Annotated in this window: 27 protein-coding genes and 3 tRNA genes; 10 read left to right on the top strand and 20 right to left on the bottom strand. The window is 71.0% G+C overall.

Annotated elements, in window-relative coordinates; all coding sequences use genetic code 11:
• Positions 1-26 precede the first annotated feature (26 nt).
• The 5 genes from ACEN8D_RS10640 (at position 27) to ACEN8D_RS10660 (ending at position 3,379) form a co-directional block, all read left to right on the top strand.
• Complete coding sequence (locus ACEN8D_RS10640) at positions 27-470, top strand: hypothetical protein (RefSeq protein WP_413399790.1); 444 nt, start codon at positions 27-29, stop codon at positions 468-470.
• Positions 467-925, top strand: coding sequence for a hypothetical protein (locus tag ACEN8D_RS10645; RefSeq protein WP_413399789.1), 459 nt, complete (start codon positions 467-469; stop codon positions 923-925). The genes ACEN8D_RS10640 and ACEN8D_RS10645 overlap by 4 nt, the downstream gene beginning before the upstream one ends.
• Positions 922-1,872 carry a hypothetical protein gene (locus tag ACEN8D_RS10650; RefSeq protein WP_413399788.1) on the top strand — a complete coding sequence of 317 codons (951 nt, stop codon included), beginning with the start codon at positions 922-924 and terminating at the stop codon, positions 1,870-1,872. The genes ACEN8D_RS10645 and ACEN8D_RS10650 overlap by 4 nt, the downstream gene beginning before the upstream one ends.
• Entirely contained in the window at positions 1,869-2,891 is a 1,023-nt protein-coding gene (locus tag ACEN8D_RS10655) for an alpha/beta hydrolase family protein (protein ID WP_413399787.1), read from the top strand. The genes ACEN8D_RS10650 and ACEN8D_RS10655 overlap by 4 nt, the downstream gene beginning before the upstream one ends.
• A 320-nt stretch (positions 2,892-3,211) precedes the next feature.
• Entirely contained in the window at positions 3,212-3,379 is a 168-nt protein-coding gene (locus ACEN8D_RS10660; protein ID WP_413399786.1) for a hypothetical protein, read from the top strand.
• 72 nt (positions 3,380-3,451) lie between these two features.
• Here the strand turns inward: ACEN8D_RS10660 and ACEN8D_RS10665 are convergent, their stop codons facing one another.
• Entirely contained in the window at positions 3,452-5,968 is a 2,517-nt protein-coding gene (locus ACEN8D_RS10665) for an ATP-dependent Clp protease ATP-binding subunit (RefSeq protein ID WP_070417315.1), read from the bottom strand.
• 272 nt (positions 5,969-6,240) lie between these two features.
• Complete coding sequence (locus tag ACEN8D_RS10670; RefSeq protein ID WP_413399101.1) at positions 6,241-6,717, bottom strand: Clp protease N-terminal domain-containing protein; 477 nt, start codon at positions 6,715-6,717, stop codon at positions 6,241-6,243.
• 71 nt (positions 6,718-6,788) lie between these two features.
• On the opposite strand from ACEN8D_RS10670, the gene ACEN8D_RS10675 reads away from it, so the two are divergent.
• On the top strand, positions 6,789-7,721 hold the full coding sequence (locus ACEN8D_RS10675; protein ID WP_070417317.1) for an NAD(+)/NADH kinase: 933 nt from the start codon (positions 6,789-6,791) through the stop codon (positions 7,719-7,721).
• Positions 7,722-7,885: 164 nt separating this feature from the next.
• Here the strand turns inward: ACEN8D_RS10675 and ACEN8D_RS10680 are convergent, their stop codons facing one another.
• The 15 genes from ACEN8D_RS10680 to tilS all read right to left on the bottom strand — a co-directional run bounded on the left by ACEN8D_RS10680 (position 7,886) and on the right by tilS (position 20,800).
• Positions 7,886-8,956 (bottom strand): sigma-70 family RNA polymerase sigma factor, encoded by a 1,071-nt coding sequence (locus tag ACEN8D_RS10680; RefSeq protein ID WP_070417318.1) that lies wholly within the window; start codon positions 8,954-8,956, stop codon positions 7,886-7,888.
• Between the two features lie 340 nt (positions 8,957-9,296).
• Positions 9,297-9,464 carry a hypothetical protein gene (locus ACEN8D_RS10685; protein WP_156794796.1) on the bottom strand — a complete coding sequence of 56 codons (168 nt, stop codon included), beginning with the start codon at positions 9,462-9,464 and terminating at the stop codon, positions 9,297-9,299.
• A gap of 63 nt (positions 9,465-9,527) precedes the next feature.
• Positions 9,528-9,692, bottom strand: coding sequence for a hypothetical protein (locus ACEN8D_RS10690; protein ID WP_413399102.1), 165 nt, complete (start codon positions 9,690-9,692; stop codon positions 9,528-9,530).
• Positions 9,693-9,765: 73 nt separating this feature from the next.
• Complete coding sequence (locus ACEN8D_RS10695) at positions 9,766-9,969, bottom strand: hypothetical protein (RefSeq protein WP_031262806.1); 204 nt, start codon at positions 9,967-9,969, stop codon at positions 9,766-9,768.
• Between the two features lie 41 nt (positions 9,970-10,010).
• Positions 10,011-11,531, bottom strand: a complete 1,521-nt coding sequence (gene lysS, locus ACEN8D_RS10700; RefSeq protein WP_070417320.1) for a lysine--tRNA ligase — start codon at positions 11,529-11,531, stop codon at positions 10,011-10,013.
• A 55-nt stretch (positions 11,532-11,586) separates the two neighbouring features.
• Positions 11,587-12,279 carry a Rossmann-like and DUF2520 domain-containing protein gene (locus tag ACEN8D_RS10705; RefSeq protein ID WP_309889683.1) on the bottom strand — a complete coding sequence of 231 codons (693 nt, stop codon included), beginning with the start codon at positions 12,277-12,279 and terminating at the stop codon, positions 11,587-11,589.
• Positions 12,276-14,042, bottom strand: a complete 1,767-nt coding sequence (locus ACEN8D_RS10710; RefSeq protein WP_495601005.1) for a PH domain-containing protein — start codon at positions 14,040-14,042, stop codon at positions 12,276-12,278. The genes ACEN8D_RS10705 and ACEN8D_RS10710 overlap by 4 nt, the downstream gene beginning before the upstream one ends.
• 9 nt (positions 14,043-14,051) lie before the next feature.
• Positions 14,052-14,573 carry a PH domain-containing protein gene (locus tag ACEN8D_RS10715; protein ID WP_070417322.1) on the bottom strand — a complete coding sequence of 174 codons (522 nt, stop codon included), beginning with the start codon at positions 14,571-14,573 and terminating at the stop codon, positions 14,052-14,054.
• A gap of 130 nt (positions 14,574-14,703) precedes the next feature.
• Entirely contained in the window at positions 14,704-15,195 is a 492-nt protein-coding gene (locus ACEN8D_RS10720) for a DUF3180 domain-containing protein (RefSeq protein ID WP_070417323.1), read from the bottom strand.
• Complete coding sequence (folK, locus tag ACEN8D_RS10725; RefSeq protein WP_413399882.1) at positions 15,192-15,737, bottom strand: 2-amino-4-hydroxy-6-hydroxymethyldihydropteridine diphosphokinase; 546 nt, start codon at positions 15,735-15,737, stop codon at positions 15,192-15,194. The genes ACEN8D_RS10720 and folK overlap by 4 nt, the downstream gene beginning before the upstream one ends.
• On the bottom strand, positions 15,734-16,135 hold the full coding sequence (gene folB, locus ACEN8D_RS10730; RefSeq protein WP_413461812.1) for a dihydroneopterin aldolase: 402 nt from the start codon (positions 16,133-16,135) through the stop codon (positions 15,734-15,736). The genes folK and folB overlap by 4 nt, the downstream gene beginning before the upstream one ends.
• Positions 16,132-17,106 (bottom strand): dihydropteroate synthase, encoded by a 975-nt coding sequence (gene folP, locus ACEN8D_RS10735; RefSeq protein ID WP_309777864.1) that lies wholly within the window; start codon positions 17,104-17,106, stop codon positions 16,132-16,134. The genes folB and folP overlap by 4 nt, the downstream gene beginning before the upstream one ends.
• A 6-nt stretch (positions 17,107-17,112) precedes the next feature.
• Positions 17,113-19,098, bottom strand: coding sequence for an ATP-dependent zinc metalloprotease FtsH (gene ftsH / locus ACEN8D_RS10740; RefSeq protein ID WP_413399846.1), 1,986 nt, complete (start codon positions 19,096-19,098; stop codon positions 17,113-17,115).
• Positions 19,099-19,219: 121 nt separating this feature from the next.
• On the bottom strand, positions 19,220-19,771 hold the full coding sequence (gene hpt / locus ACEN8D_RS10745) for a hypoxanthine phosphoribosyltransferase (RefSeq protein WP_070417327.1): 552 nt from the start codon (positions 19,769-19,771) through the stop codon (positions 19,220-19,222).
• Positions 19,772-19,780: 9 nt separating this feature from the next.
• Positions 19,781-20,800, bottom strand: a complete 1,020-nt coding sequence (tilS, locus tag ACEN8D_RS10750; RefSeq protein ID WP_413461790.1) for a tRNA lysidine(34) synthetase TilS — start codon at positions 20,798-20,800, stop codon at positions 19,781-19,783.
• 51 nt (positions 20,801-20,851) lie between these two features.
• On the opposite strand from tilS, the gene ACEN8D_RS10755 reads away from it, so the two are divergent.
• Complete coding sequence (locus ACEN8D_RS10755; protein WP_070417329.1) at positions 20,852-21,343, top strand: inorganic diphosphatase; 492 nt, start codon at positions 20,852-20,854, stop codon at positions 21,341-21,343.
• 93 nt (positions 21,344-21,436) lie between these two features.
• Here the strand turns inward: ACEN8D_RS10755 and ACEN8D_RS10760 are convergent, their stop codons facing one another.
• Complete coding sequence (locus ACEN8D_RS10760; protein WP_495601006.1) at positions 21,437-22,873, bottom strand: C40 family peptidase; 1,437 nt, start codon at positions 22,871-22,873, stop codon at positions 21,437-21,439.
• A gap of 73 nt (positions 22,874-22,946) precedes the next feature.
• Positions 22,947-24,218, bottom strand: a complete 1,272-nt coding sequence (locus ACEN8D_RS10765; RefSeq protein ID WP_092388610.1) for a M23 family metallopeptidase — start codon at positions 24,216-24,218, stop codon at positions 22,947-22,949.
• Positions 24,219-24,519: 301 nt separating this feature from the next.
• On the opposite strand from ACEN8D_RS10765, the gene ACEN8D_RS10770 reads away from it, so the two are divergent.
• The 3 genes from ACEN8D_RS10770 (at position 24,520) to ACEN8D_RS10780 (ending at position 24,798) form a co-directional block, all read left to right on the top strand.
• Positions 24,520-24,592, top strand: a tRNA-Glu gene (locus ACEN8D_RS10770).
• Positions 24,593-24,647: 55 nt separating this feature from the next.
• Positions 24,648-24,724: transfer RNA gene (locus tag ACEN8D_RS10775), tRNA-Asp, on the top strand.
• A gap of 1 nt (position 24,725) precedes the next feature.
• Positions 24,726-24,798, top strand: a tRNA-Phe gene (locus ACEN8D_RS10780).
• A gap of 113 nt (positions 24,799-24,911) precedes the next feature.
• On the opposite strand, the gene ACEN8D_RS10785 is transcribed toward ACEN8D_RS10780, so the two are convergent.
• On the bottom strand, positions 24,912-25,922 hold the full coding sequence (locus ACEN8D_RS10785) for an aldo/keto reductase family protein (protein ID WP_071296510.1): 1,011 nt from the start codon (positions 25,920-25,922) through the stop codon (positions 24,912-24,914).
• Positions 25,923-26,022: the final 100 nt, after the last annotated feature.

A 26,022-nucleotide genomic window follows, 5' to 3' on the forward strand; every position in this document is an offset into this window, starting at 1 on the left:
GAGACAGATGTACAGGGCGGGGAGACATGATCGAGTACACCGACGACGACGCACACCGACGCGAGCTCTCACGCAAGCTGCAGCTCCTGATGGACGTCGTCGAGGCCAATTCCGGGCAGCGCCCCTCCTACAAGGAGATCGCGGCGGAGATCGAGGCGCAGGGCGCCTCGATGAGCCGACCGCGGTGGGGCTACATGCTCGGGGGCAACGGACCGGCCGTCCGTGACCAGCGTCTGCTCGTCGCGCTTGCCGGCTACTTCGGTGTGCCGTCCGAGTACCTCACCGACGCCGCGGGCAACACGGACGTCCCGGAGCGGGTGCAGGCCCAGCTCGAACTCGTCCTCGAACTCCGCAAGCGCGAGGTCGTGGCGTTCGCCACCCGGCGGCTCGGGGAGTTCGCCTCCGCGGCCGAGATCCGCGACTTCACCGAGCACGTCCGGCGGCTCGACGACTCCGGGTCGACGCCGTGAGCGCGTTCGCCGACCGGATCGGTGCCCGCCGCCAGCAGGCCGAGGCCCGGCGCAGCGTGCAGCGACTCGGACTCCCCCGGCGACTGACGCTGCCGGAGCTGCTCGTCCGCGCCGAGTCCGCCCTCGGCAAGCCGATCCGGCTCCGCACGACCGCACTGCCCGGTGACCTCTCCGCCCGGCTCATCCAGCGCGCCGACCACGCCCTGCTCGAGACGCGCCCCGACCTGTCCGAGCGCTCCCGGATGGCCTGCGTGCTGCACGAGCTCGCGCACGTGTTCCTCGCCGACCCCGGCTGCGACCACGAGGCGTACACGGGGCTGCTCACCGGACGGACGGCGTTCACCCGGTCGCTCGACACCCCGCACGAGCAGGCGGTCGAGCTCGTGGCCGACCAGCTCGCCCTGCGGATCGGGCTGCTCGACCCCGACACCGCGCCGCGCGGGATCTTCCGGTGACGCTGCACGTCTGGGGATCCCTCCCGGTCTGGCTGATCCTGGCCGTCCTCGTCGTCCGGCTCTGGCTCGTCCGGACCCAGTCGGCGAGCGTCACCTGGCTCATGGTCTGCTGCGCGTTCGTCGCCGTCGGGCTGAGCATCAACCAGCCCGACGTCGTGACGTTCCTCGGCGGGCTGACCCGCACACCGAACGTCGCCGACCTGCTCGGCCGCTGCCTGATGGTGTGCGGCCTGTTCGCCCTCGCGCAGTCGGTCGAGGCCGCCGCCCGGTCCGCGCGACTGCTCCGACCGAGTCGGCTCGTCGGGGTCGCACTGGTGCTCGTCGCCCTCGTCGTGCTGTTCGTGCTGATCGACGCCCCCGTGCCCACCTCGCAGTTCATGGTCGAGTACGGCGCCCAGCTGCCCACGGCGCTCTACTCAGCGGTCGAGATGACGTACATCGCCGTCGTGATCACCCGGTCCGCACTGGCCGTCCTCCGCGGCTTCCGCGAGGGCGACGGCCTCGGGCGCATGTACTGGCTGTTCGTCGTCGGCGCCGCGGCGATGGTCCTGCTCGCGGCCATCGCGGTCGCGCTCGACGCGGTGCACGTGCTCGGCCTGGACGCTGCGGTCCGGGTGCTCGGGACCGTCTACGCCCCGGTCTTCCTCACCTCGATGGTCCTGCTCGCCGTGGGTGCCGCCGGCGGGGTGCTGCCCGACGCCGCCCGCGAGTTCCGCGACTGGCGGGCCGCCCGGGTCCGCTTCCGGACGCTGGAGCCCGAGCTGCGGCGACTCGAGGGCGCGTCCGGCAACCGAGGGCTGTACTTCACGATCGCCTGGCAGCGTCGCCAGTGGCGGAGCCGACTGCACCGGCTGTCCGTCGAGGTCGAGGACCGCGCGCGCGAGGCCGGGCAGGACGTCCCGGCCGCCGCGCCACTCACCACCGCACGACTGGAGGAGACCACATGACCGGTGGACGCATCGCCGCACTCGGGACCGCGGCGGGTGCGGTCGGGACGCTCGGGCTGAGCGCGTTCGTCGCACGCCGGCTGCTCTTCCCCACGCCGTACTCGGCGACCGCCACCGTGCGCGCCGCCACCCCGACCGAGGCCGAGTTCGTGGCCACCCGCGACACCCGCCTGCCCGGGACGTACCGAATCACCCGCGACGGCCAGGACGTCCGCGTGCGGGACGTGCTCGACGTCGACGCGGACACGGTCCGGCGGCGCACGGACGGCACGGCAGCCGTCGGCGAGTGGGGCTGGGACGCGCTGCTGTACGACGACCTCGCGGACGTCCCCGGCGACGAACCGACCGACGTCCTCGGCGACGAGCCGACCGACGTCCCCGGTGACGAGCCCACGCACGTCGTCCACGTGCACGGGCAGTCGCTCGGGCCGCGGCAGGTCCTCCGGGGCATCCCGGTCTGGCGTGCCCTCGGCGCGACGTCCGAGCTCGTCGACACGACCGACCTCCCGCTCCGCTCGCTCGCCCCCGGCGCGGTCGACCGCATCGTGACGGCGGTCCGGGCAGCCCGGGGCCGAGGGGCCACCCGGGTCGTGCTGCAGGGCTGGTCGGCGGGGGCGCTCGCGTGCTCGGTCGCCGCCTCCCGGGTCGAGGTCGACGGCCTCGTCGGGATCTCGCCGCTGCTCAGCGTGCCCTCGGCGCTCCGCGGTGCGGTGTCCGGCGCCCACCTCCCCGCGTTCGTCGGCACGGTCGCGGCACGGATCGCGACCACCGCCGTGCTGTCACGGCTGGCCGGCGCCGCTGCTCCCGTCCGGACGACCGCGTGGCAGGCGTCGGTGACCCCGACCCTGCTCGTGCACTCGGCGGCCGACGCCCTCGTCGCCGAGGCCGACGTCGCCGCGCAGACCGCGCGTCCGGGGACCCGGGCGGTCGCGTTCCGGACCGCGCCGCACACGCTCGAGTGGAACGAGGACCCGGAACGCTGGGAGCAGGCCGTCGGGGACTTCGCGGCCACCCTCTGACGCGAGCCGCGAGACGCGAGACGCGAGAGGCGAGACGCGCGACGCGAGACGCGGGCCGAGCGCCCCGGCGACGTGCAACGGCCCCGGTCTGCGAACAGACCGGGGCCGGCGCGTCTCGACCTGTTGGGGGGAACCGGTCGAGCGCTGCGTGCGAGGTGTTGGGGGGAACCCCTCGCGCGCAATCACCACCGTACCCCCGGACGGGGGCCCGTGGTACCGCGACGCGCGAACCGTCCCGGGTCTGGGTCGGGCGACATCGCGCCGCGCGGAGCGTCCGGCGCATGGACGATCAACCCGAACCCCACGAGCGTCACCGCTCCGTGGCAGATCTCAACGACGAGTCACTCGGACGTCCCTTCGACCAGACCAACGGCCTGGCGGACGGACTGAGCGGCGACTCGGACGGCACGGCCGAGAGCGAGCAGCCCGGCGTGCACGAGCGACACGAGAAGCGCGAGAAGCACCGCGGGCGCGACCACCAGGGGTGACCGCACCCACGACGTGACGGGAGGCGCGGTGCCAGCTGGCACCGCGCCTCCCGTCATGTCCGTGACCGGGTCCTAGGACTCGATCTCGCCCTGCGGCGTGTCCGTCGCCTCGACGGCGGCCGCCCCGGCGAGGACTTCCTCGCGACCGGGCTGACGCCCGGTCTCGAACTGGAACTCGCCACCGGTGAAGTCGACCTTCACGTGGTCGCCGGCCGTGAGCTCACCCTGCAGGATGTGCTCGGACAGCTGGTCCTCGACCTCGTGCTGCATCGCGCGGCGGAGCGGGCGGGCACCGAGTGCCGGGTCGAACCCGACCTTGATGAGCTGCTCCTTGGCGGCGAGCGTGAGTTCCACCGTCATGTCGCGGTCGAGCAGACGGTCCGCCAGGCGCTTCACGAAGAGGTCCACGATCTGCAGCAGCTCGGGCTGCGAGAGCTGCGGGAACACGATCGTGTCGTCGACACGGTTGAGGAACTCGGGCTTGAAGTGCTTCTTGAGCTCCTCGTTCACCTTCGAGCGCATGCGGTCGTAGCCGACACCGGAGTCACCCTCGACCTGGAAGCCCACCGGGCCACCGGCGATGCCCTGCGAACCGAGGTTCGTGGTCATGATGATGACGGTGTTCTTGAAGTCGACCACGCGGCCCTGACCATCGGTCAGACGACCCTCTTCGAGGACCTGCAGCAGCGAGTTGAAGATGTCCGGGTGGGCCTTCTCGATCTCGTCGAAGAGGACCACGGAGAACGGCTTGCGGCGCACCTTCTCGGTGAGCTGGCCGCCCTCCTCGAACCCGACGAACCCGGGAGGGGCACCGAAGAGTCGCGAGACGGTGTGCTTCTCGCCGAACTCCGACATGTCGAGGGAGATCAGCGCACCCTCGTCGTCGAAGAGGAACTCGGCGAGCGCCTTGGCGAGCTCGGTCTTCCCGACGCCCGTGGGGCCGGCGAAGATGAACGAGCCGGAGGGACGGTTCGGGTCCTTCAGGCCGGCGCGGGTGCGGCGGATGGTCTTGGAGAGGGCCGAGATGGCCTCTTCCTGACCGATGACGCGCTCGTGCAGTGCCTTCTCCATGAAGACGAGCCGCGAGGTCTCCTCTTCGGTGAGCTTGAACACCGGGATGCCCGTGGCCTGCGCCAGGACCTCGGCGATGATGCCCTCGTCGACGGTGCCGGACGCGGCGACGTCACCCGCACGCCACTGCTTCTCGAGGCGGAGACGCTCGCCGAGGAGCTTCTTCTCCTCGTCACGGAGCGAAGCGGCCTTCTCGAAGTCCTGCTCCTCGATCGCGGCTTCCTTCTGCCCGCGGACCGCCGAGATCTTCTCGTCGAACTCGCGGAGCTCCGGCGGCGCCGACAGGATCGACAGGCGGAGACGTGCACCGGCCTCGTCGATCAGGTCGATCGCCTTGTCCGGCAGGAAGCGGTCCTGCACGTAGCGGTCCGCGAGGTTCGCCGCGGCGACGATCGCGCCGTCGGTGATGGACACCTTGTGGAACGCCTCGTACTTGTCGCGGAGGCCCTTGAGGATGTTGATCGCGTGGGGCAGCGACGGCTCGTTGACCTGCACCGGCTGGAAGCGACGCTCGAGTGCGGCGTCCTTCTCGAAGTGCTTGCGGTACTCGTCGAGCGTGGTGGCACCGATGGTCTGGAGCTCACCGCGCGCGAGCAGCGGCTTGAGGATGGAAGCGGCGTCGATCGCGCCCTCGGCAGCGCCGGCACCCACGAGGGTGTGGATCTCGTCGATGAAGACGATGATGTCGCCGCGGGTGCGGATCTCCTTCGTGACCTTCTTGAGGCGCTCCTCGAAGTCACCGCGGTAGCGGGACCCGGCGATGAGCGACCCGAGGTCGAGCGAGTAGAGCTGCTTGTCCTTCAGCGTCTCGGGCACGTCGCCCTTGACGATCGCCTGGGCGAGGCCCTCGACGACGGCGGTCTTGCCGACGCCGGGCTCACCGATCAGGACGGGGTTGTTCTTGGAGCGGCGGGAGAGGATCTGCATGACCCGCTCCATCTCCTTCTCGCGGCCGATGACCGGGTCGAGCTTGCCGTCGCGCGCCGCCTGGGTGAGGTTCCGACCGAACTGGTCGAGGACCTGCGAACCCTGCTGGGCGTTCTGCTGCTGCTCGCCGCCGACGGCGACCGCTTCCTTGCCCTGGTAGCCGGACAGGAGCTGGATGACCTGCTGACGGACGCGGTTGAGGTCCGCGCCGAGCTTGACGAGCACCTGGGCGGCGACGCCCTCGCCCTCGCGGATGAGGCCGAGGAGGATGTGCTCGGTGCCGATGTAGTTGTGGCCGAGCTGCAGCGCCTCGCGCAGGGACAGCTCGAGCACCTTCTTGGCGCGCGGCGTGAACGGGATGTGCCCGGTCGGCTGCTGCTGGCCCTGCCCGATGATGTCCTGGACCTGCTCGCGGACGGCATCGAGCGAGATGCCGAGCGACTCCAGCGCCTTGGCGGCGACGCCCTCGCCCTCGTGGATGAGGCCGAGGAGGATGTGCTCGGTGCCGATGTAGTTGTGGTTGAGCATCTTCGCTTCTTCTTGAGCGAGGACGACAACACGACGGGCTCGGTCGGTGAATCTCTCGAACATGTGCTCTCCCTTGCCGGGCTCGTGGAAGTCCGGTGACGTACATCGAGAGTAACCAGCGCACCCCGGGTGGTCTGCCCCTGTTCGCCGTGGGCGTGACCTCGTTGCGTCCGGTGAACAGGGGACGGTCGGGAGGCGCGGCGCGGGTCCGCCCCGGAGCCTGCGCCCGGTGGTGCTCACGGGGGTCGCGCGGCGGGTCGCGCCGGGTGTCGGGTCGGCGCGGGCCGCGGGTCAGCGCCGGGCGGGCGCGGGGCGCGGGGCGGGCGCGGGGCGCGTCAGGCGCGTCGTGCGGCCCGACGCAGGGCGCGGCGGAAGCGGCGCGGGTCGACACCGAGACCGTCGAGGACGTCGTGCGCGGCCCCCGTGAACGGATCGTCGATGCCGTCGAGCACCGCGAGCAGCACGTGGTGCGGTCGAACGCGTTCCGCCGGGCCGGCGAGCTGTGCGGCACGGGCCAGCACCCGCGCCGCGGCCGATGTGCACGTGACACGGTCGGGCGAGACCGGCCCGGGTGCCCCGGCTCCGACGAAGGCACTGCTGGCGGTGCGGACGCGGTCCGGCGTGACGCCGTGCGCGTCGAGGACGTCGAGGAAGCGGGGCATCCCGCTGCAGAGCGTGACCGCGGCGACGAGGAGGTGCTCGGCGTCGAGGAAGCCGAACCCGGTCTCCAATGACTCCTGTTCCGCGAGGAGCACGATCTCGCGTCCGCGCCGGAGTGTGGGCAGGGCGACGGAGAGCGTGGCGATCTGCATACATGCAGAATATCTCATGTGTGATCGGTTCACCAGAGGAGATCCCGGGCGCGGTCGGTACGATCGCGACCATGGAGCAGCCCGTCGTCGGACTCGTCGTCCACCCGACCAAGAACGTGCAGGAGTCCGTCGCGACCCTGCAGCGCTGGAACGCCTCCGGCCGCGGACGCCTCGTCGCCCGCCGTGCCGACGTCCAGCGCATCGGCGGCGGGGTCGACGTGATCGGGGACGAGGACTTCACGGAGGAGGTCGACCTCGTCGTCGCACTCGGCGGGGACGGCACGATGCTCGGGGCCATGCGGCTCGTGGCGAAGCGTCCGGTGCCGGTGCTCGGGGTCAACTACGGCAACGTGGGCTTCCTCGTCGAGATCGAGCCGCCCGAGCTCGAGGTCGCGCTCGAGCGACTGTCCGCCGGCGACTACCAGCTCGAACCGCACCACGCCCTCGAGGCCCGGCTGTTCTGGAGCGGAGCCCGCACCGACTACCTCGCGTTCAACGACCTCACGATCGTGCGACGACCGGGCGCCGGGCAGGTGTCCGCGGACCTCAGCGTCGGCGGGCTCGGGTACGGGTACTACCGGGCGGACGCCATCGTCGCCGCGACCCCGGCCGGGTCCACCGCCTACAACTACGCCGCCGGCGGCCCCGTCCTCTCCCCCGCGCTGTCCGGCTCCGTCGTGACCCCGGTCGCACCGATGGCCGGGATCGACCGTGCCGTGGTCCTCGCCGCTCGCGAGCGCTACCGGTTCGACATCGCCGAGGGCACCCGCAGCGCAGCGCTCGAGGTCGACGGACTCGTGGTCGGCGAGGTCGCCACCGGTGCGCAGATCGACGTGCGGCTGCGGAAGGACGCCGGCAGCGTGGTCCGCCTCGACGCCGAGCGCCACGGGCGGACCGGACGCGTGAAGCTCAGCCTGCTCGACCTGCCCGTGCGACCGGACCAGCTCATCGAGCTCATCCCCCAGGACCTCCGCCAGAAGCTCGGGCGCGAGGTCGAGGAGTAGCGGACCGCGCCCTGCGCCCGGCGCACCGCTCGGTTCCGGGAACGTGAATGGCCCGCTCACGCCGAAGCGCGAGCGGGCCGTCCCATCACCCCACCGGATCGTCTTCCCACAGAACGACCCGGTTCCCCGTGCCGACACTCACGCGCCGGCCGAAGTCCACTGACCTAGTCGGTCAGGTACAGCTGCATGTCCTGCGAGACCGCCTTGGCGAAGAGCCGCAGCTTGGCACGGGACTCCACACGGCTGACCGCCTGGCGGGTCGTGTGGACGATCTTCGAGATCTCGTCGAGCGTCATCGGCTTGTCGTCGTCGAGGCCGTAGCGCATGCGGATCACGTTCGCCTCGTCGCTCGGCAGTTCGGCGACGATCGAGCGGATGTCGCGGTGGAGCAGCGTCGTCTCGGTCAGCTCGTTCGGGGACGCGGCGTCCTCGTCCTCGATGAAGTCGCCGAGCTCGCTGTCGTCCGAGTCGCCGACGACCGTGTGGATCGACACCGGCTCGTGCGAGCGGCCCTTGAGGTCGACGAGCTCGTCGACGCTCATGCTCAGCTCGGCCGCGACCTCGTCCGGCATCGGCGCGCGGCCGAGGTCGACGGTGAGGTCGCGCTCGGTGCGGGAGATCTTGTTGATCAGCTCGACCGTGTGGACCGGGATGCGGATCGTGCGGGCCTTGTCGGCGAGACCGCGGGAGATTGCCTGACGGATCCACCAGGTGGCGTACGTCGAGAACTTGTAGCCCTGCGTGAAGTCGAACTTCTCGACCGCGCGGACCAGGCCGAGGTTGCCTTCCTGGATGACGTCCATGAAGGGCAGGCCGCGCTGCGAGTAGCGCTTGGCGATGCTCACGACGAGGCGGAGGTTCGAGGTGATCATGCGCTCCTTGGCGCGCTCACCGTCACGGACGAGCCAGCGCAGTTCACGCTGCAGGGTCTTCGCGAGGCCCTTCTCGGTGGCGAGCTTCTCCCCGGCGAAGAGGCCGACCTCGATGCGGCGGGCGATCTCGGCTTCTTCCTCGGCGGTGAGGAGCGAGAGGCGGCCGATGTGGCGGAGGTAGTCACCCACCTGGTCGACCGAGGCGCCGCGGACACCCGCGAGCTGCTCGTCGGCCTCGACCTCGGTGTCGAGCGTGGTGGTCTCGACCGCGGTGACCGGAGCCTTCGCTGCGGTCGTCTTCTTGGTGCGACGTGCGGTGGTGCCGGTGGTCGTCGTCTTGGGTGCTGCGGTTGCGATCGTCATGATGACTCCCTGCGTTCGACGGGTGATGACCTCGTTGGGGGTGTCACGAGTAAAGCGTTCCGGAGGTGTACCCCACAAACCGATCGGATCGATTCTCAGGCTTCTCCGTGCTTCACCATGGATACCGTCCCCCGAGGGGTACAGCCTGTCGTCAGTCTGGTCCCCCGCATGGTCGAGAATCAAGGGGATTTCGCCGTGTTTCCGGCGTTGCATCGATGTTTCTTGCTCGTTTCCGATCCTGTACCCCGGGCCGCCGCGTCCAGTGGACACAAAAAAGGGGTACGGCGGTCCGGATCGTGGCGATCCGGTCGTCGTACCCCGAAAACCGAACGGGCGGGGGTCACCAGGAGGGCTCGAGCCACCCCTCGCGACGCTTCGAGACCTCGAGGTCGGCGTCTCGGTCGAACTCGTCGTACTCGCTCTCGATGTCGCCGACGAGGCTGCGGCCGGTGAAGACGCCCCCGCGGTTCGCGAGGACACCACCGGAGATGATCTGCGTGATGGACATGCGGACGATGCTCACCCCGGCAGACGACGTCGGGGTGAACGGCCGGTGACGGTGTCCGGACGCTCAGACGTCGATGTCGTCGTCGTCGCCCTCACCGTCGGGCCACACGGTGTCGTCGCGAGCGGGATCCGCGACCGCCGGGTGCCCGAAGGCGTCATCGGGATCGAGGTCGGCGAGGTCGGGGTCGGGCTCGGGCTCGAAGTCCCTGCCGTCCGGGGTCGCGCGCATGCACGCCAGGGTCGCACCGCGCGGTGAACACCTGGTGACGTCGGCCGCGGGCGGCCTGTTGATCGGGAGCGGGTTACTCCGCAGAGGCAGGCGCCGGTGCCGGCACGCCGTGCTCACGCTCGAAGCGGGCACGCTCCTCGGCCTCGACCTTGGCGTACGCGGCACGCTCGGTGCGGTCGGCCCGCATGATGGCACGCATCACGAACCAGAAGATGAGGCCGACCACGACGGTCGGCGTCAGGGCGAAGATGATCCCGGTCACGACTCCATGCGGCACCCGAGCATCCTAACCCCCGGCACGGCGCCGCCAGCTGGGTCCTACTTCACCAACGGGAACAGGATCGTCTCGCGGATGCCCAGGCCCGTGATGGCCATGAGGAGCCGGTCGATGCCCATGCCCATGCCGCCCGACGGCGGCATCGCGTGCTCGAGTGCCCGCAGGAACTCCTCGTCGACGCGCATGGCCTCGAGGTCGCCGCCCGCAGCGAGCTTCGCCTGCTCGACGAACCGCTCCCGCTGCACGACCGGGTCGACGAGCTCGGAGTACGCCGTCGCCAGCTCGAAGCCACGGACGTAGAGGTCCCACTTCTCGACGATGCCCGGGCGGCTGCGGTGCTCGCGGGTCAGCGGCGAGGTGTCGACCGGGAAGTTCATCACGAACGTCGGACGGTCGAGCGAGTCGATGACGAAGTGCTCCCAGAGCTCTTCGACGTACTTGCCGTGCGTGGCGTGCGCGACCTCGACGCCCTCGGCATCGGCGAGCGCCCGTAGCTCGGACAACGGCGTCTCCGGGGTGATCTCGCGCCCGGCCGCCTCGGACAGCGACCCGTACATGTCGATGCGCGGCCACTCGCCGCCGAGGTCGTACGTCGTGCCGTCCGCCCAGGTGACCTCGAGCGAGCCGCCGGTCACCGCACGCGCGGCGTTCTGCACGAGCTCCTGGGTCAGGTCGGCCATCTGCTCGTAGTCGCCGTACGCCTGGTAGGCCTCGAGCATCGCGAACTCGGGCGAGTGCGTCGAGTCGGCGCCCTCGTTGCGGAAGTTCCGGTTCACCTCGAACACCCGGTCGATGCCGCCGACGACGGCGCGCTTGAGGAAGAGCTCCGGCGCGATGCGGAGGTACAGCTCGGTGTCGAACGCGTTCGAGTGCGTGACGAAGGGGCGCGCCGAGGCACCGCCGTGCTGGGTCTGCAGCATCGGGGTCTCGACCTCGAGGTAGTCGTGACCAGCGAAGGTCTGCCGGAGCGACGACATCACCGCGGCACGGGCGCGGACGGTGGCCCGGGCCTCCTCGCGCACGATGAGGTCGAGGTAGCGCTGGCGGACCCGCGTCTCCTCGTTGAGTTCGTTGTGGAGGTTCGGCAGCGGCAGGATCGCCTTGGCCGCGATCTGCCAGTCGTCGACCATGATCGACAGCTCGCCCCGCCGCGAGGAGATCACCCGGCCGTGCACGAACACGTGGTCGCCGAGGTCGACGAACTCCTTCCAGCGCGCGAGCGACTCCTCGCCCACCTCGGCGAGGGACACCATCGCCTGGATGCGGGAGCCGTCGCCGGACTGCAGGGACGCGAAGCAGAGCTTGCCGGTGTTGCGCGAGAACACGATGCGGCCGGCGATCCCGACGACGTCCTGGGTCTCCTCGCCGGTCTCGAGGTGCGCGTACTGCGCACGGACCGCGGGGATGGTGGTGGTGACCGGCAGGCCGGCCGGGTACGCCTCGATCCCCGACTCGAGGAGCTTCGCCCGCTTGTCGAGCCGGACCTGTCGCTGCTCGCTGGTCTCCGCCGCGGCGATCTCGGCGGCGGAGGGCTCGGTGGCGGGTGCGGTCTCGTCGGTCATGCTGGTGCGGCTCCGATGGTCGTGGGGGTCCCCGAAATCGTACAGCGCGGCCGGACTAGAGCGTCGCCTGCCCGTCGGCCGCCGCGAGCGCGTTGTCGACGGCCGTGCGGACCAGTGCGCCGAGGACCCGGCCCGGGTACTCGACCCCGATGCCGGACAGCGTGCCGGCGGACTGGTCGACGATCGCGGTCGAGAAGCTCACCGCGGCGCGGACGGCGTCGGCGTAGGCGGGGCGGTCCCGCTCGGTGACGACGAACGGCTCCGCACCCATCTCGACGACGAGCGCCTGGGCGATGGGGAGCACGGGCGACGGTGCGGTCACGGCGCAGTACGCGTCACGGAGCCGAACGAGGTCGACGCTGGTGCCCGTGAACGCCATCGCCGGGTGGATCGCGAGCGGGATCGCCCCCGCGGCCATCGCCGGTGCGAGGATGCCCACGCCGTGGTCCGGGCTGGTGTGCACGACGAGCTGCCCCGGCTGCCAGATCCCTGCGTCCGCGAGTCCCTGCACGAGGTCGGCCAGCTGGTCGTCCGGCACGGCGAGGAGCACGAGTTCGCTGCGCTCGACGAGGTCCGGGGTCTCGAGGACGGGTGCGCCGGGGAGCATCGCCTCGGCGCGGTCGCGTCCGGCCTCGGACACGGCCGTCACACCGACGACGGCGTGCTCGGCGTTCGCGAGCGCTGCTCCGAGGACGGGTCCGACCCGTCCGGCACCGAGGACGCCGACTCCCAGCCGCCCCGCCCTCACAGCGCGGCTCCCGGCGGCGGGGTGTCGCCCCAGGGCGATCCAGGAGGCACGGTGCCGGTCGGCCGCACCGGCTCGGCGCCGCCGGCTGCGCGCTCTGGCGACGGTGACCACTCCGGGGCCGCGGCCGGCGCGACGGGGGCGAGCCGCGCCTCCCGTTCGCGCCACCGGTGGGAGGTGTCGGCCGCAGCCGCCTCGACCGCGCGGGCCGAGGTGTCCGACCACAGCTGCTGCGCGTCCCGCGCGTCCAGCGCACCGATGCTCGCGGAGACCGGGCCCTGCACGGTCTGCACGTGCACCGACGCGAGCCGCAGCGCACGCTCGAGCGGCCCCTGCGAGACCTTGACGCTCTGCACGCGCGGCAGCGGCACGATGACCAGCGAGCGCCAGACGGCACCGAGCCGGAGCAGGACGGCGCCCGGGACGAAGCGGTAGCCGTTGCGGCGGAACGCGAACGGGCGGAGCCAGGCGCCCCGGCGCGGGGAGTGCACGAACCCGCCGCGGTCGCCCGTGGTGGTGAGGCTGTCGTCGACGACGTCGACGGCTTCGGCCGAGCCCTCGCGGAGCTGCTCCTGCGAGGCGGCGGGGCCGGCGACGGCGGTGCCGACGAGGCCGGGGAGGATGATGTCGAGGACCTCGCGGACGTCGCGCGCGGTGCCGACCGGCAGGACGATCGACGAGACCTGCTGGTTGTTCGAGGCCCCGTTGCCGGCGTTCGTCGCACGGTTGATCCGGACGTCCCACCAGCCGAACGGCCGCCAGAGCAGCGGCTGCGCCACGCTCACGGCGTGGATGCGGCCGGGCGGCAGGGTCTCGTTCGAGGTGGACACGAGCCCGAAGCCGATCCGGATGCCGTCGCGGGTCTCGGCGATCGTGTACTGCAGCGAGCGGGAGAACTTCCGGACGTAGTACCCGCCGGCGCCGATCACCGCGGGGAACAGGCCGAAGAGGATCCCGTACTCGCCGGTGAGCGCCACGCTGACGATCATCGCGGCGACCGCGGCGAGGATGAACACCGTCGTGCCGGAGAGCAGCATCGACGCGATGAGCCGGCCGGGGTGCACCTTCACGATGCGCGTCGCGCGGACCGCGGCGGGGTCGAGTTCCGGCGAGAAGATCTCGTCGACTCGGTCCTGCAGCACGCCGTTCGACGCGCGGGCCGGGTCGTGCTGCCGCTCGTCGTCCTTCGCCCCGGAGGCGAGCACGAGGATGCGCTGCCGCAGGTCGTCCGCAGCCGTGACCCCGAGGTAGGCGAGCTGCACGTTCGCGTCGTTGCCGGCCTGGGCGATCTCGAGCTTGGCGGTGCCGAAGATCCGCGGGATGAGCGGCCGCGAGATGTTGATGCCCTGGATGCGGTCCAGCCGGGCCTTGCGGTTCGTCCGGAAGAGCACGCCCGAACGGACCTCGACGATCTCGCCGGTCACCCGGAACTCGTGCATGCGCCAGGAGAGGGTGAACAACGCAAGGAGTACCAGCAACAGCACAGCCACGCCGAGCAGCACCCAGCCGACGACGCCGTGCTCGTAGACGTACCGCACGGGGTCGCCGTCGTCCTGCGGGCCACCGCCGGGGATGAAGAACTCGACGAGCTGGTCCCGCAGGCTGTTCAGCACGTAGCCGAGGATCACGATGAGGAAGATGCCGCCCTTGAGCAGCGGCGTCAGCGGGTGCATGCGGTGCCACTCGCCGTCGGTCAGCGGTGCGGCAGCGGCGGCGTTGCCCCGGTGCGGCGGAGCGGGCGGCGGCGGGCCGGGTCGGAAGGTCATGCGGCCCCCCTAGAGCCCGGCGCGGCGGGACTCGGCGAGCTCGACGAGCCGGTCGCGCAGCTCGTCGGCGTCGGCGAAGGGGATGCCGGGGATCCGGACGTTGGTCGACGCGGCCGCCGTGACGAACTTCAGCTCGCTCATGCCGAGCACCCGGTCGAGTGGCCCGCGGTTGACGTCGACGAGCTGCATGCGGCCGTACGGGACGGCGGTGAACCGCTGCCACATCAGGCCGCGCCGGAGGACGAGGTCGTCGTCACGGAGGGCGTACCCGATCGCCCGCACGCGTCGCGGCGTCAGGATCGCCGTCACGAGGGTGACGATCGCGACCGCGATGCCGATCAGCGTCCAGACGGTGCCGGCCGTGCCGGAGAACCCGCCGCTGACGACGCCGATGATGACGCAGCCGGCTGTCACCACGAGCCCGATCACGATCGTCGTGACGAGCTCGGTCCAGACGAGCTTGGGCGACACCCGGGTCCAGGTGGTGCCGGTCAGTCCCAGACCGGGCTCGTCGAGTCGTTCACGCGGCATCGCGGGCCTCCTGCGGTCGGGTCGTGCTGGGTGCACCGGGTCGGTGCGCGTGCGTCGTGCCGCTCCGGTGTCGGTGCGCCGGCGTCGTGCCGCCCCGGTGTCGGTGCGCCAGCGTCGTGCCGCCCCGGTGTCAGTGCGCCTGCGTCGTGCCGCCCCGGGGGAGGTCGTCGTCGTCATCGTCCCCAGGAGGAGCGATGCACATGCGTTCGGCGACGAGTGCGCACACCGTCAACACGAGTCCACCCCCGACCGCCACGGCGTTCGGCAGGACCGAGCCTAGCGAAGGGAAGGCCGAGCGGGTCAGGAGGTACACGAGCAGGCCCGCGCCGAACCCGCCGAACAGTGAGCCCGCGATGCTCGACGCCTTCGCGAGCACCACGACGCGGATCGCGTAGAGCGGGTCGACGGGGTGCGACCGGGACGCGCCGTCGCGAGCGTGCCGACGGACCGGCCGGGCCATCAGGACGACGGCGATGCCGATGAAGGCGAGGGTGACGCCGAGGGGTGTCGCGAGGAACAGCGTCGGCGCCTGCCGCGACGCCAGGACGGCGTCGAGGGCGAAGCCGGCGACCGCCGCGACGACGGCGACGCTGAGCAGGGTGGAGGCGCGGGTGGGCTTCACGAATCGCTCGTCTCTGGCCTGGAGGCGCGGGTCGGCTCGTCGAAGAGGCGCGGCTCGTCGACGCGCTCCGTGTCGTCCCCCACCCGCTCGAGCAGGTCGGCCACCGGCCCGACACCCGGCAGGACGGCGTCCGGGTCGGCGTCGTGCCACGGCGCGAGCACGAACGCCCGCTCGCCGGCACGCGGGTGCGGCACCGTCAGGGTCACGGTGTCGAGGGACAGGTCGTCGTACGCCACGAGGTCGAGGTCGAGCGTCCGGTCGCCCCAGCGGACCTCGCGCGTGCGGCCGTGGGTGTCCTCGATGCCGTGCAGGGCGTCGAGGAGTTCCTGCGGCTCGAGGTCGGTGTCGACGACCACGACGGCGTTCCGGTACCGGGGCTTCGTCGGGTCCGGGCCGTCGAGCGTGACGGCGACCGACTCGACCTCGCGGCTGGAGGCCACCGGACGCACCCCCGGGAGGGCGACGATCGCGGCGGCGGCGGCGCGCAGGGTGCTCCCCCGGTCGCCGAGGTTGGCGCCGAGGGCGACGACCGCCCGGCTCACTCTTCTTCCTCGACGTCGGACCCGGCGGCACGGACGCCGCCACGGGTCCGGCGGATCGTGATCGACACGTCGGTGAACGGCACCGTGATGGGCGCCTGCGGCTTGTGCACCGTGACCTCGGTCGCCAGGGCCGCACGGTGCGTCAGCACGGCGGTGGCGATGCGCTCGGCGAGGGTCTCGATGAGGTCGACCGGGTCGCGCTCGATCTCCGCGACGACCTGCTCGGCGAGCACGCCGTAGTGCACGGTCTCGTCGAGGTCGTCGGAGCCGGACGCGGCGCGGGCGTCGACCTCGACGGCGACGTCGACCACGAAGTCCTGGCCGTCGGCGCGCTCGTGGTCGAAGACCCCGTGGTGGCCGCGTGCGCGGACCCCGGTCAGTCGGATGGTGTCCCTCACGATCGAGCTGCCCTCCAGGCGTCCCAGACGTCGAGCACGGCACGGGTCGGTGCCGGGTCGTGCACGCGCACACCCCACGCCCCGCGTTCGGCGGAGAGCAGGCTGATGGCGGCGGTGGCGAGGTCGCGCTCCTTCGGGGCGGCACCGGCAGCGCTGCCGACCCCGTCGAGGAAGCGCTTGCGCGAGGCGGCGACGAGCACCGGCAGGCCGATCGATGCGAACCGCTCGTAGCCCGCCAGGATCTCCCAGTTCTGCACGCCCTGCTTGGCGAAGCCGAGGCCCGGGTCGATGACGACCTGTTCCTGGCGCACCCCGAGGACGATGAGCTCGGCGACGCGGAGTTCGACCTCGCGCCGGACCTCGTCGACGGCGTGCACGTACTCGGCGTTGCGGTACATCCGGTCGCTGTGCCCACGCCAGTGCATGACGACGAACCCGGCACCCGTGTCACGGACGACGCGCGCCATGTCGTCGTCGGCCAGCCCCCCGGAGACGTCGTTCACGATGGCGGCGCCGAGGTCCACCGAACGCTCGGCGGTCGAGGCGTTCATCGTGTCGACGCTCACCGTGATGCCCTCGGCCACGAGCTGCTGCACGACCGGGAGCACCCGCTGCTGCTCAACCTCGACGGGGACGCGCTCCGACCCCGGCCGGGTCGACTCCCCGCCGACGTCGACGATGTCGGCCCCGGCGGCGACGAGTTCCCGGGCGTGCTGCACCGCGGCGTCGTACGCCTGGTGCAGCCCGCCGTCGCTGAAGGAGTCCGGCGTGACGTTGAGGATCCCCATCACTCGGGTCCGGTCGTCGGTCGGCGCACCGCGATCGCGGTCGCGCCGCCGACCGGTCACGATCTCCGGCACCGGTGCTGGTGCCCGGAGGTCGATCGCGACCGTCGGCGGCTCGGCTGCTGCGGCCCGCGCCTGGCTCACCTCGGCGAGCCGACGCGAGCGCCTCGTCGGCAGGTCCGTCATGCCGGCCTACGCGGGGGCGATACCCGGGTTGCCGAAGGGACGGCGACGGGGCTTCGACGACTCGTGGTCGGACTGCTCGGACGCGGTCGAGGCGGCCTTGCCCGGCACCTCGATGGCGGGCAGGTTGCTCACCGGACGCTTGTCACTGGACAGCCACTGCGGGCGCTCCGGCAGCTTGCGGACGTCCTTGAAGATCTCCACCAGCTCCGGGGCATCGAGGGTCTCCTTCTCGAGGAGCTCGCCGGCCAGACGGTCGAGGATGTCGCGGTTGTCGTTGAGCACCTGGTAGGCCTCGTCGTGCGCGGCCTCGAGCAGGGCACGGGTCTCGGCGTCGACCGTCTCGGCGATGTTCTCCGAGTAGTCGCGGCTGGTCCCGCCGCTCATGTCGCGGCCGACGAACGGCTCGCTCGACCCGGAGCCGAGCTTGACGGACCCGACGGCACGGCTCATGCCGTACTCGGTGACCATCTTGCGCGCGGTACCGGTGGCCTTCTCGATGTCGTTCGACGCACCCGTGGTCGGGTCGTGGAAGACGATCTCCTCGGCGACGCGACCACCCATGGCGTAGGTGAGCTGGTCGAGCAGTTCGTTGCGGGTGACGGAGTACTTGTCCTCGAGCGGGAGCACCATCGTGTAGCCGAGGGCACGGCCGCGCGGGAGGATCGTGATCTTCGTCACCGGGTCGGTGTGGCGCATGGCAGCGGCCGCGAGGGCGTGACCGCCCTCGTGGTAGGCCGTGATGAGGCGTTCCTGGTCGGACATGATGCGCGTGCGGCGCTGCGGTCCGGCCATGACGCGGTCGACGGCTTCGTCGAGGGCGCGGTTGTCGATGAGCTGCGCGTTCGAGCGGGCCGTCAGGAGCGCGGCCTCGTTCAGGACGTTCGCCAGGTCGGCGCCGGTGAAGCCCGGCGTCTTGCGGGCGAGCAGCTCGAGGTCGACGCTCGCGGCGAGCGGCTTGCCCTTCGCGTGCACCTCGAGGATCTGCTGGCGGCCGGCGAGGCCCGGGGCGTCGACGCCGATCTGGCGGTCGAAGCGACCGGGGCGGAGGAGCGCCGGGTCGAGGACGTCGGGACGGTTCGTCGCCGCGATGAGGATCACGTTGGTCTTGCCGTCGAAGCCGTCCATCTCGACGAGGAGCTGGTTCAGCGTCTGCTCGCGCTCGTCGTTGCCGCCGCCGATGCCGGCGCCACGGTGACGACCCACGGCGTCGATCTCGTCGATGAAGACGATGGCGGGCGAGTTCTGCTTCGCCTGCTCGAAGAGGTCGCGGACACGGCTCGCACCGACACCGACGAACATCTCGACGAAGTCCGAACCGGAGATCGAGTAGAACGGCACGCCCGCCTCACCGGCGACGGCTCGGGCGAGCAGCGTCTTGCCGGTACCGGGAGGGCCGTACAGCAGCACGCCCTTCGGGATCTTGGCGCCGACGGCCTGGAACTTCGCCGGCTCCTTGAGGAACTCCTTGATCTCCTGGAGCTCCTCGATCGCCTCGTCGGCGCCCGCGACGTCGGCGAAGCTGACCTGCGGGTTCTCCTTGTTGTTCATCTTCGCCCGGGACTTGCCGAACTGCATGACCTTCGAGCCGCCGCCCTGGGCGTTGGCGAGGAGGAACCAGAACAGGGCGCCGATGATGAGGAACGGCAGGAGGATGCCGAGCAGCGAGAGGAACCAGTTCGACTGCTGGACGGTGTCGTTGTAGCCCTTCGGCAGGTTCGCCTCGTTGACGGCCTGGATGACCTCTTCACCGCGCGGCGTCGAGTAGTAGAACTGCTCGTGCACGTTGCCGTCCTTCAGGGTGAGGTCGACGCGCTGCTCGGTGGAGTTCACCACCACGGAGGAGACCTTGCCGTCGGAGAGCTGCTGGAGGCCCTTCTGCGTGTCGATCTGCTGCGTGCCGGACTGGCTGATGACAGCCCATCCGATCCAGATCCCCACGATCGCGATCAGCACGTAGATGTACGGCCCGCGAAGGATGCGCTTGAAGTCCATGTGATCCGGGCAGAGCGCCCGACACCTTTCTCTGCCGAAGTTGCGTGCTGATCAGCATACGGCTGCGATTCTGTGGCGAGAATGGGTGTCCTCTGCGGGCGAACTCCACCCGCCGCCAGGATCAGCTGTAGACGTGCGGTGCGAGCACCCCGACCCCGCGCAGGTTGCGGTAGCGCTCGTCGTAGTCCAGCCCGTAGCCGACCACGAACGCGTCCGGGATGTCGAAACCGACGTACTTCACGTCGACCTCGACCTTGGCGGCCTCGGGCTTGCGCAGCAGTGCGACGATCTCGACGCTCGCGGCCCCGCGGGACTCGAGGTTCTGCTTGAGCCATGACAGCGTCAGACCGGAGTCGATGATGTCCTCGACGATGAGGACGTCCCGCCCGTGCAGGTCGGTGTCGAGGTCCTTGAGGATGCGGACCACGCCGGACGACTTCGTGCCGGAGCCGTACGACGACACCGCCATCCAGTCCATGCGCGCCTGCATCTTGAGGTGGCGCGAGAAGTCCGCCATCACCATGACGGCACCCTTGAGGACACCGACGAGCAGTGGGTCGCGCCCCGCGTAGTCGGCGTCGACCACCGCGGCGAGCTCGGCGAGCTTGTCGTCGATCTGCTCGGGGGTGAAGAGGACTTCGGACAGGTCTGCCTGGACGTCGGAGAGTTCCACCACCCCAGCCTAACCGGCGGTGAAGGCCAGCCGGTCGCCCGATCGCGACGCCTGCACGCCCGGCAGGTCGATCGGCCCCTGCCCGCTCCAGTCGGTGACGAGCCGGCACACCTCGAGCGTCTGCACGCGGGACAGCGTCACGCCGAACTCGCTCTCCACCGCCAGCCGCACGAGCCGCTGCCGGAGGGCCGGCGGGTTCACCGCGAGCTCCCGCACGGACAGCGAGATACCGGCCTCGGAGTGCTCGGCGAGGTCCTCGGCCATCTCCTCGGCGAAGTGGTCGAGCGCGGCCGAGTCCTCGCGGAGCTGGTCGGCGGTGCGGGCGAGGGCCTCGGGCACACCGGCGCCGAGTTCGCGTTCGAGCGCGGGCAGGAGCACGTTCCGGACGCGGACGCGCGCGAAGGCGGGGTCCGCGTTCTGCGGGTCGTCCCACGGGGCGAGTCCGGCGGCAGCGCACGCCTGCCGCGTCGTGTGTCGGCGGACGCCGAGGAGCGGCCGCCCGTAGGCCGGCCCCGCATGGCGCCGCGTCAACGGCGCCATGCCGGACAGCGAGTCCGGCCCGCTTCCGCGGGCGAGGCCGAGCAGCACGGACTCGGCCTGGTCGTCCAGCGTGTGTCCGAACAGCACGAGGGGTGACCCGACGTCGGACGCGACGAGCGCGATCGACGCGTGCCGCGCCTCCCGAGCCGCCGCTTCGGGACCGCCCGTGGAACCGACGGCGACACGACGGACGGTCACCGGTGCGAGTCCCAGCTCGGACGCCTGCCTGGAGGCGCGGCTCGCCACCGCCTCGGACCCCGCCTGGAGTGCGTGGTCGACGACCACTGCCCCTGCTCGCAGGTCCTGCTTGGGCGCCTCGAACGCGGTGGCCGCGGCGAGCGCGAGCGAGTCCGGTCCGCCGCTCAGCGCGACGAGCACGAGGTCTCCGGGGCGCACCGTGCCCTCGTCGAGCGCCTGCGCGAGCAGGGAGCGCACCGCGCGACGGGTGTCGGCGACCGCAGGGTCGAGCCGGGGACGCGGAGTGTTCACCCGGTAACGTTAGCCGCGCTTTCTTCCCGCACATCAGACCAGGAGCGCAACATGGCCGCGTACGACGTCGTCGTCGAGATCCCCAAGGGCAGCCGCAACAAGTACGAGGTGGACCACGAGACCGGTCGCGTGTACCTCGACCGCGTGCTGTTCACCTCGTTCGTGTACCCGACCGACTACGGGTTCTTCGAGAAGACCCTGGCCGACGACGGTGACCCCGTGGACGCGCTGCTGCTCCTCGAGTACCCGACGTTCCCCGGTGTGGGCGTCAAGGTCCGCCCGGTGGGCGTCTTCAAGATGAGCGACGAGGCCGGCAACGACGCGAAGGTCCTCGTGGTCCCCGCGAAGGACCCGCGCTGGGCGCACATCCAGGACATCTCGGACGTCGACGAGCAGACGAAGGCCGAGATCGCGCACTTCTTCGAGCGCTACAAGGACCTCGAGCCGAACAAGTGGGTCAAGGCCGAGGGTTGGGGCGACGCCGCCGAGGCCGAGGCGATCGTCACGGCCGGCCAGGCCGCGTACGTGCCCGCCGGTCACTGACGCTCCCGGTCCCGTTCCGGCTCGACCGGGACTGCACCGCCTGACGACGAGTGCGCACGATCCCTCGTGCGCACTCGTCGTTCTTGCGTGCGGCTAGAGCGAACCGCTCGGCCGTGCGACGTAGGGCAGCAGCTGGCCCGGGGTCCAGATCGCCCGCTCGAGCACGCCGCGCTGCGGGTTCGCCGCCTCGACCATCATGCCGTTGCCGGTGTAGATCGAGTCGTGGTACGCCTCGTTGACGGTGCCGTTGTACGAGTAGAAGAGGATGTCGCCGGGCTGCCGCTGTGACATCGGCACGAGGCGCCCGATTGACTTGAAGTAGTTGTACTGCCAGACGACGTTGTGGCCGCCGGTGGCGATGCCCTGCGAGCTGTAGGCCATCATCACGAGGCCGGAGCAGTCCCACGTGTTCGGGCCCGCACCGCCGAACTGGTACGCGTCGCCGATCTGTGCGCGGGCGTAGGCGATCGCGCCGGCTGCCTTCGAGGGCGTGCTCGGTGCGGTCGGGGTCGTCGGGGTGGTGGGCGTGCTCGGCTTCGACGGGGTGGTCGGAGTGGTCGGGGTGCTCGGCTTCGACGGTGTGGTCGGGGTGCTGGGCTTGGTGCCGCCGGAGCTGCTGCCGCCGGTGGTGCCGCCGCCGGTGCTCGGCTGGGTGCTCGTGCCGCCGCCGGTGCTGCCGCCGCCGGTGCCCGGCTGGGTGCTCGTGCCGCCGCCCGTGCTCGGCGTGCTGCTCGCGGCGCCCCCACCCGAGCCGGTGCCGGTGCCCGCGGCCGCGGTCGCCCCGGAGCCACCGGTGGTCGACGCGAGCTGCGCCTCCGCCCGCTTCGCCTGCTTCGCCGTCCAGTAGGCGGCCTCGGTGGCGACGCTCGTGCCCTTGAGGTACGCGAGCTGCTGCAGCACCTCGTCCTGCTGGTCCTGCTCACGCTGCACGCGGGCCTGCGCCGACGCCGCGGTGTCGTTCGCCTCGGCGAGGGCGGCCTTCGTCGTGTCCGTCGCCTTCGCGAGGGCCTTCGTCGCGGCGGACTGCTGCGCGGCGATCGCGTCGACGGTGTTCTGGTCCGCCTGGGCCTGGGCGAGGACGGTCGCGGAGCGCTCGGACAGGTGCGACATCGTGCCGACCCGGTAGAGCAGGTCCTTGGAGTCCCGCGAGTCGATGAGCATCGCCGCGGACAGGTCCCCGCCGCCGGTGCGCGACAGCTCGACCACGAGGCCGGCGACCTGCTGCGCGGAGGCGTCCGCCGTCCGTTCCGCCCGCTTGGACTGCGCGCTGAGGTCGTCCAGGGTCGCCTGCGCGTCCTGCTGCTGCGACGCCGCGAGGGCGTACGTCTGACCGGCCTGGAGCTCGGCGACCTGTGCGCTGTCGGCAGCGTCCTGCAGGGTCTGCAGCCGGGTGCTCAGCTCGTCGACGGTGGACTGGGCTTCGGCGGTGTCCGCCTTCGCCGCTCGCACGTCGTCCCAGCTCGGGGCGGACGGTGCCGCCTGGGCCGGGCCGGCGACCACGATGGAGAGACCGATCCCGAGGACGGCCACCACCGCGATCCCACAGGACAGGGTGCGAGCGGAGTGCTTCACGGCGTTCAGGGCCTTTCGGGCGCGCACACGGTCATACCGAGATCCCCCGCGCTGCCATGAAGGGGACCGGGTCGACGGCGGAACCGTTCACCCGGGTCTCGAAGTGGAGGTGGCAACCCGTCGACCACCCGGTCGAACCGACCTTGGCGATCTGCTGCCCGGCGGTGACGTGCTGGCCGACCGACACGAGCGTGCCGCCGTCGACGATGTGCCCGTACGCGGTCGAGATGCCGCCGCCGTTGTCGAGCACGACCTCGTTGCCGTAGCCGCCGCCGTTCGCCGCGAACGTCACCGTGCCGGACGCCGCCGCGTAGATCGGGGCGTAGCAGGCGGGAGCGAGGTCGACGCCGGCGTGCAGGGCGTAGTTCTTCGTGTACGGGTCGAGTCGGTAGCCGAACGGGCTCGTCTGGTACCCGCCGGTCGGGCGGACCCAGCCGGACGAGTTCGGCGAACCGCCACCGGTCCCGCCCTGGCTCGTCGCCGCGGCCTTCGCTGCCGCTGCCGCGATGCGGGCCAGCCGGGCCTTCTCCACCTGGACGCCCTTGTTGTAGCGCGCCTCGACGTTCTGCTCGCTCGTGGTCAGCAGGGTGAGCTGCGCCTCGAGTCGCTCCTTGTTGTCCGCCTGGGCGTCCACGGAGGACTGCGCCTGGTCGGCGGCGGTCTGTGCGGCCTGCATCTTCTGCTGTGCCTGGTCTGCGAGGTCGCCGAGGGCCTCCTTGGCGCGGTCCGCCTTGTCGGCGAGGCCCTGGGCCACACCGCGGTCCTGCGACGCCTGCGCGTAGATGCCGTCCGCCTGTTCGCTGAGCTTGGACATCGCACCGAGCTCGTACAGCAGGTCACCCGACTTCGTGGGGTGCGTGAGGATGTCGGTCGTGACGTCGTTCGCGCTCGCCCGCCCGAGCTGTGCCGCGAGCTGACCGGCCTGCGCCTCGGACGCGGTCGCGGTCTTCTCGGCGTCGTCCGCCTGGGACTGCAGCTTCTTCTGGGTCAGCGTCGCGTCGTCGTACTTCGTCTGCGCGGTCTGGTACGCCGTCCCGGCGGCCTCGGCGGACTTCTGCGCCGCGGAGGCCTTCGCCGTGAGGTCGGCGATGAGCCCCTTGATCTGGGTCACCTTCGCCTGTTGGGCCGACTTCGACGCCTTGGCCTTCTCGACGTCCGACCAGCTCGGGTACGACGCCGCACTGGCCGAGGTCACCGGGGCGAGGGCCGCGAGGGTGCCGGCGGTGAGCGCGACGGCGACCGCGGCGGCGATGAAGCGGCGGCGGGGACGGGGGCGGAGTGAGAGCGATGGTGAGGTCGACATACATCTCGATTTCGTAACAGCGCGGCAAGGCTCACGCACGTAACACTGTTAACAAGCGCAACAGTAACAACAGGTGTCGCACCCGCACACCCCCTCGCACGAGGGGCACGGGACCGACGACGATGGTCGCATCGGAACATCGACAGCACGAATCGGGGCCTGGTGCCCCACGGTGAGTGAAGCCCCGCGCCCGGGCGGCGACACCGCGACACGCCGGGGATTCCGCCGCGGAGCCGCTCGATTTGTGAATCCTGCGGGGCATCCGTATGCTTGTCCATCGGTAGCGCGAAGCACCGCTTGCGGCCCTATCGTTTAGTGGCCTAGGACACCGCCCTTTCACGGCGGCAGCACGGGTTCGAATCCCGTTGGGGTCACTCCTCGCAGAGTGAGCAAGCAAGCAGAGCACTACCGAACAACACAACACAACATGGCCCTGTAGCGCAGTTGGTTAGCGTGCCGCCCTGTCACGGCGGAGGTCGCGGGTTCAAGTCCCGTCAGGGTCGCCACGGCTGGATAGCTCAGTTGGTAGAGCGTTCGACTGAAAATCGAAAGGTCCACGGATCGATGCCGTGTCCAGCCACGGTGAAAGGCCCCCTACTCCGGTAGGGGGCCTTTTTGCGTTGGTCGTGACGCGACCACGTCCAGGAGGCGCGGTGCGGGTCGGACCCGCACCGCGCCTCCCGAGCTGGGCACCTACGCCTCGCGCGTCTTCGGGCTGCTCTCCTCGGTCTTCGCCGGGTCGCGTTCGACCACCGAGCCGAGAGCGTCGTCGATGCGGGACAGCAGCTCCGCGGGGATCGTCACCCCGGCAGCGCCGGCGTTGTCGTGCACCTGCTCCGGACGCGAGGCGCCGATGATCGCGGACGCCACGTTCTGGTTCTGCAGCACCCAGGCGACCGCGAGCTGCGCCATCGACAGGTCCAGCTCGTCGGCGATCGGCTTGAGCTCCTGCACGGCGGACAGCACCTCGTCGCGCATGAACCGCTCGATCATCTTCGCGCCGCCCTTGTCGTCGGTGGCGCGGGAGCCCTCCGGCAGCGGCTGACCGGGCTGGTACTTCCCCGTCAGCACACCCTGCGCGATCGGGGACCAGACGATCTGCGAGATGCCGAGCTCCTCGGACGTCGGGACGACCTCGCCCTCGATGACCCGCCAGAGCGCCGAGTACTGCGGCTGGTTCGAGATGAGCTGGACGCCGAGGTCGTCGGCGATCTCGTGTCCCGCGCGGAGCTGCTCCGCCGTCCACTCGCTCACGCCGATGTAGAGCGCCTTGCCCTGCCGGACGACGTCGGCGAACGCCATCATCGTCTCCTCGAGCGGGGTCTCGTAGTCGAACCGGTGTGCCTGGTAGAGGTCGACGTAGTCGGTCTGCAGTCGCTCGAGCGAACCGTTGATCGACTCGAGGATGTGCTTGCGGCTCAGGCCGGTGTCGTTGTGCCCCTTGGGTCCGGTCGGCCCGAACACCTTCGTGGCGATCTCGAGGGACTGGCGTCGCTCCCCCTTCAATGCCTCGCCGAGGACGGTCTCGGCACCGGTGTTGGCGTAGACGTCGGCGGTGTCGAACGTCGAGATGCCGACGTCGAGCGCTGCCCGGACGCAGGCGATCGCCGCGTCGTTCTCGACCTGGGAGGCGTGGGTAAGCCAGTTGCCGTAGGTGATCTCGGAGACCTTGAGGCCCGAGTTGCCGAGGTAGCGGTACTCCATGTGCGTGTCACTCCTGTCGTGGCCGCGTCGGTGCGGCTCCGTCGGCGACGGTAGTCCCGAGGCGGCACACGGACCTGGAGGTGCAGGATCGGAAGGGTTG

The organism is Curtobacterium sp. Curtsp22 (genome assembly GCF_059492135.1).

What these genes read in the sequence shown, in the direction of transcription:
- ACEN8D_RS10640 (WP_413399790.1), top strand. Translation starts at nt 27, where the DNA reads ATGATCGAGTACACCGACGACGACGCACACCGACGCGAGCTCTCACGC.
- ACEN8D_RS10655 (WP_413399787.1), top strand. Translation starts at nt 1,869, where the DNA reads ATGACCGGTGGACGCATCGCCGCACTCGGGACCGCGGCGGGTGCGGTC.
- ACEN8D_RS10665 (WP_070417315.1), bottom strand. Translation starts at nt 5,968, where the DNA reads ATGTTCGAGAGATTCACCGACCGAGCCCGTCGTGTTGTCGTCCTCGCT.
- ACEN8D_RS10670 (WP_413399101.1), bottom strand. Translation starts at nt 6,717, where the DNA reads ATGCAGATCGCCACGCTCTCCGTCGCCCTGCCCACACTCCGGCGCGGA.
- ACEN8D_RS10675 (WP_070417317.1), top strand. Translation starts at nt 6,789, where the DNA reads ATGGAGCAGCCCGTCGTCGGACTCGTCGTCCACCCGACCAAGAACGTG.
- ACEN8D_RS10680 (WP_070417318.1), bottom strand. Translation starts at nt 8,956, where the DNA reads ATGACGATCGCAACCGCAGCACCCAAGACGACGACCACCGGCACCACC.
- ACEN8D_RS10685 (WP_156794796.1), bottom strand. Translation starts at nt 9,464, where the DNA reads ATGTCCATCACGCAGATCATCTCCGGTGGTGTCCTCGCGAACCGCGGG.
- ACEN8D_RS10690 (WP_413399102.1), bottom strand. Translation starts at nt 9,692, where the DNA reads ATGCGCGCGACCCCGGACGGCAGGGACTTCGAGCCCGAGCCCGACCCC.
- lysS (WP_070417320.1), bottom strand. Translation starts at nt 11,531, where the DNA reads ATGACCGACGAGACCGCACCCGCCACCGAGCCCTCCGCCGCCGAGATC.
- ACEN8D_RS10710 (WP_495601005.1), bottom strand. Translation starts at nt 14,042, where the DNA reads ATGACCTTCCGACCCGGCCCGCCGCCGCCCGCTCCGCCGCACCGGGGC.
- ACEN8D_RS10715 (WP_070417322.1), bottom strand. Translation starts at nt 14,573, where the DNA reads ATGCCGCGTGAACGACTCGACGAGCCCGGTCTGGGACTGACCGGCACC.
- folP (WP_309777864.1), bottom strand. Translation starts at nt 17,106, where the DNA reads ATGACGGACCTGCCGACGAGGCGCTCGCGTCGGCTCGCCGAGGTGAGC.
- ftsH (WP_413399846.1), bottom strand. Translation starts at nt 19,098, where the DNA reads ATGGACTTCAAGCGCATCCTTCGCGGGCCGTACATCTACGTGCTGATC.
- ACEN8D_RS10755 (WP_070417329.1), top strand. Translation starts at nt 20,852, where the DNA reads ATGGCCGCGTACGACGTCGTCGTCGAGATCCCCAAGGGCAGCCGCAAC.
- ACEN8D_RS10765 (WP_092388610.1), bottom strand. Translation starts at nt 24,218, where the DNA reads ATGTCGACCTCACCATCGCTCTCACTCCGCCCCCGTCCCCGCCGCCGC.
- ACEN8D_RS10785 (WP_071296510.1), bottom strand. Translation starts at nt 25,922, where the DNA reads ATGGAGTACCGCTACCTCGGCAACTCGGGCCTCAAGGTCTCCGAGATC.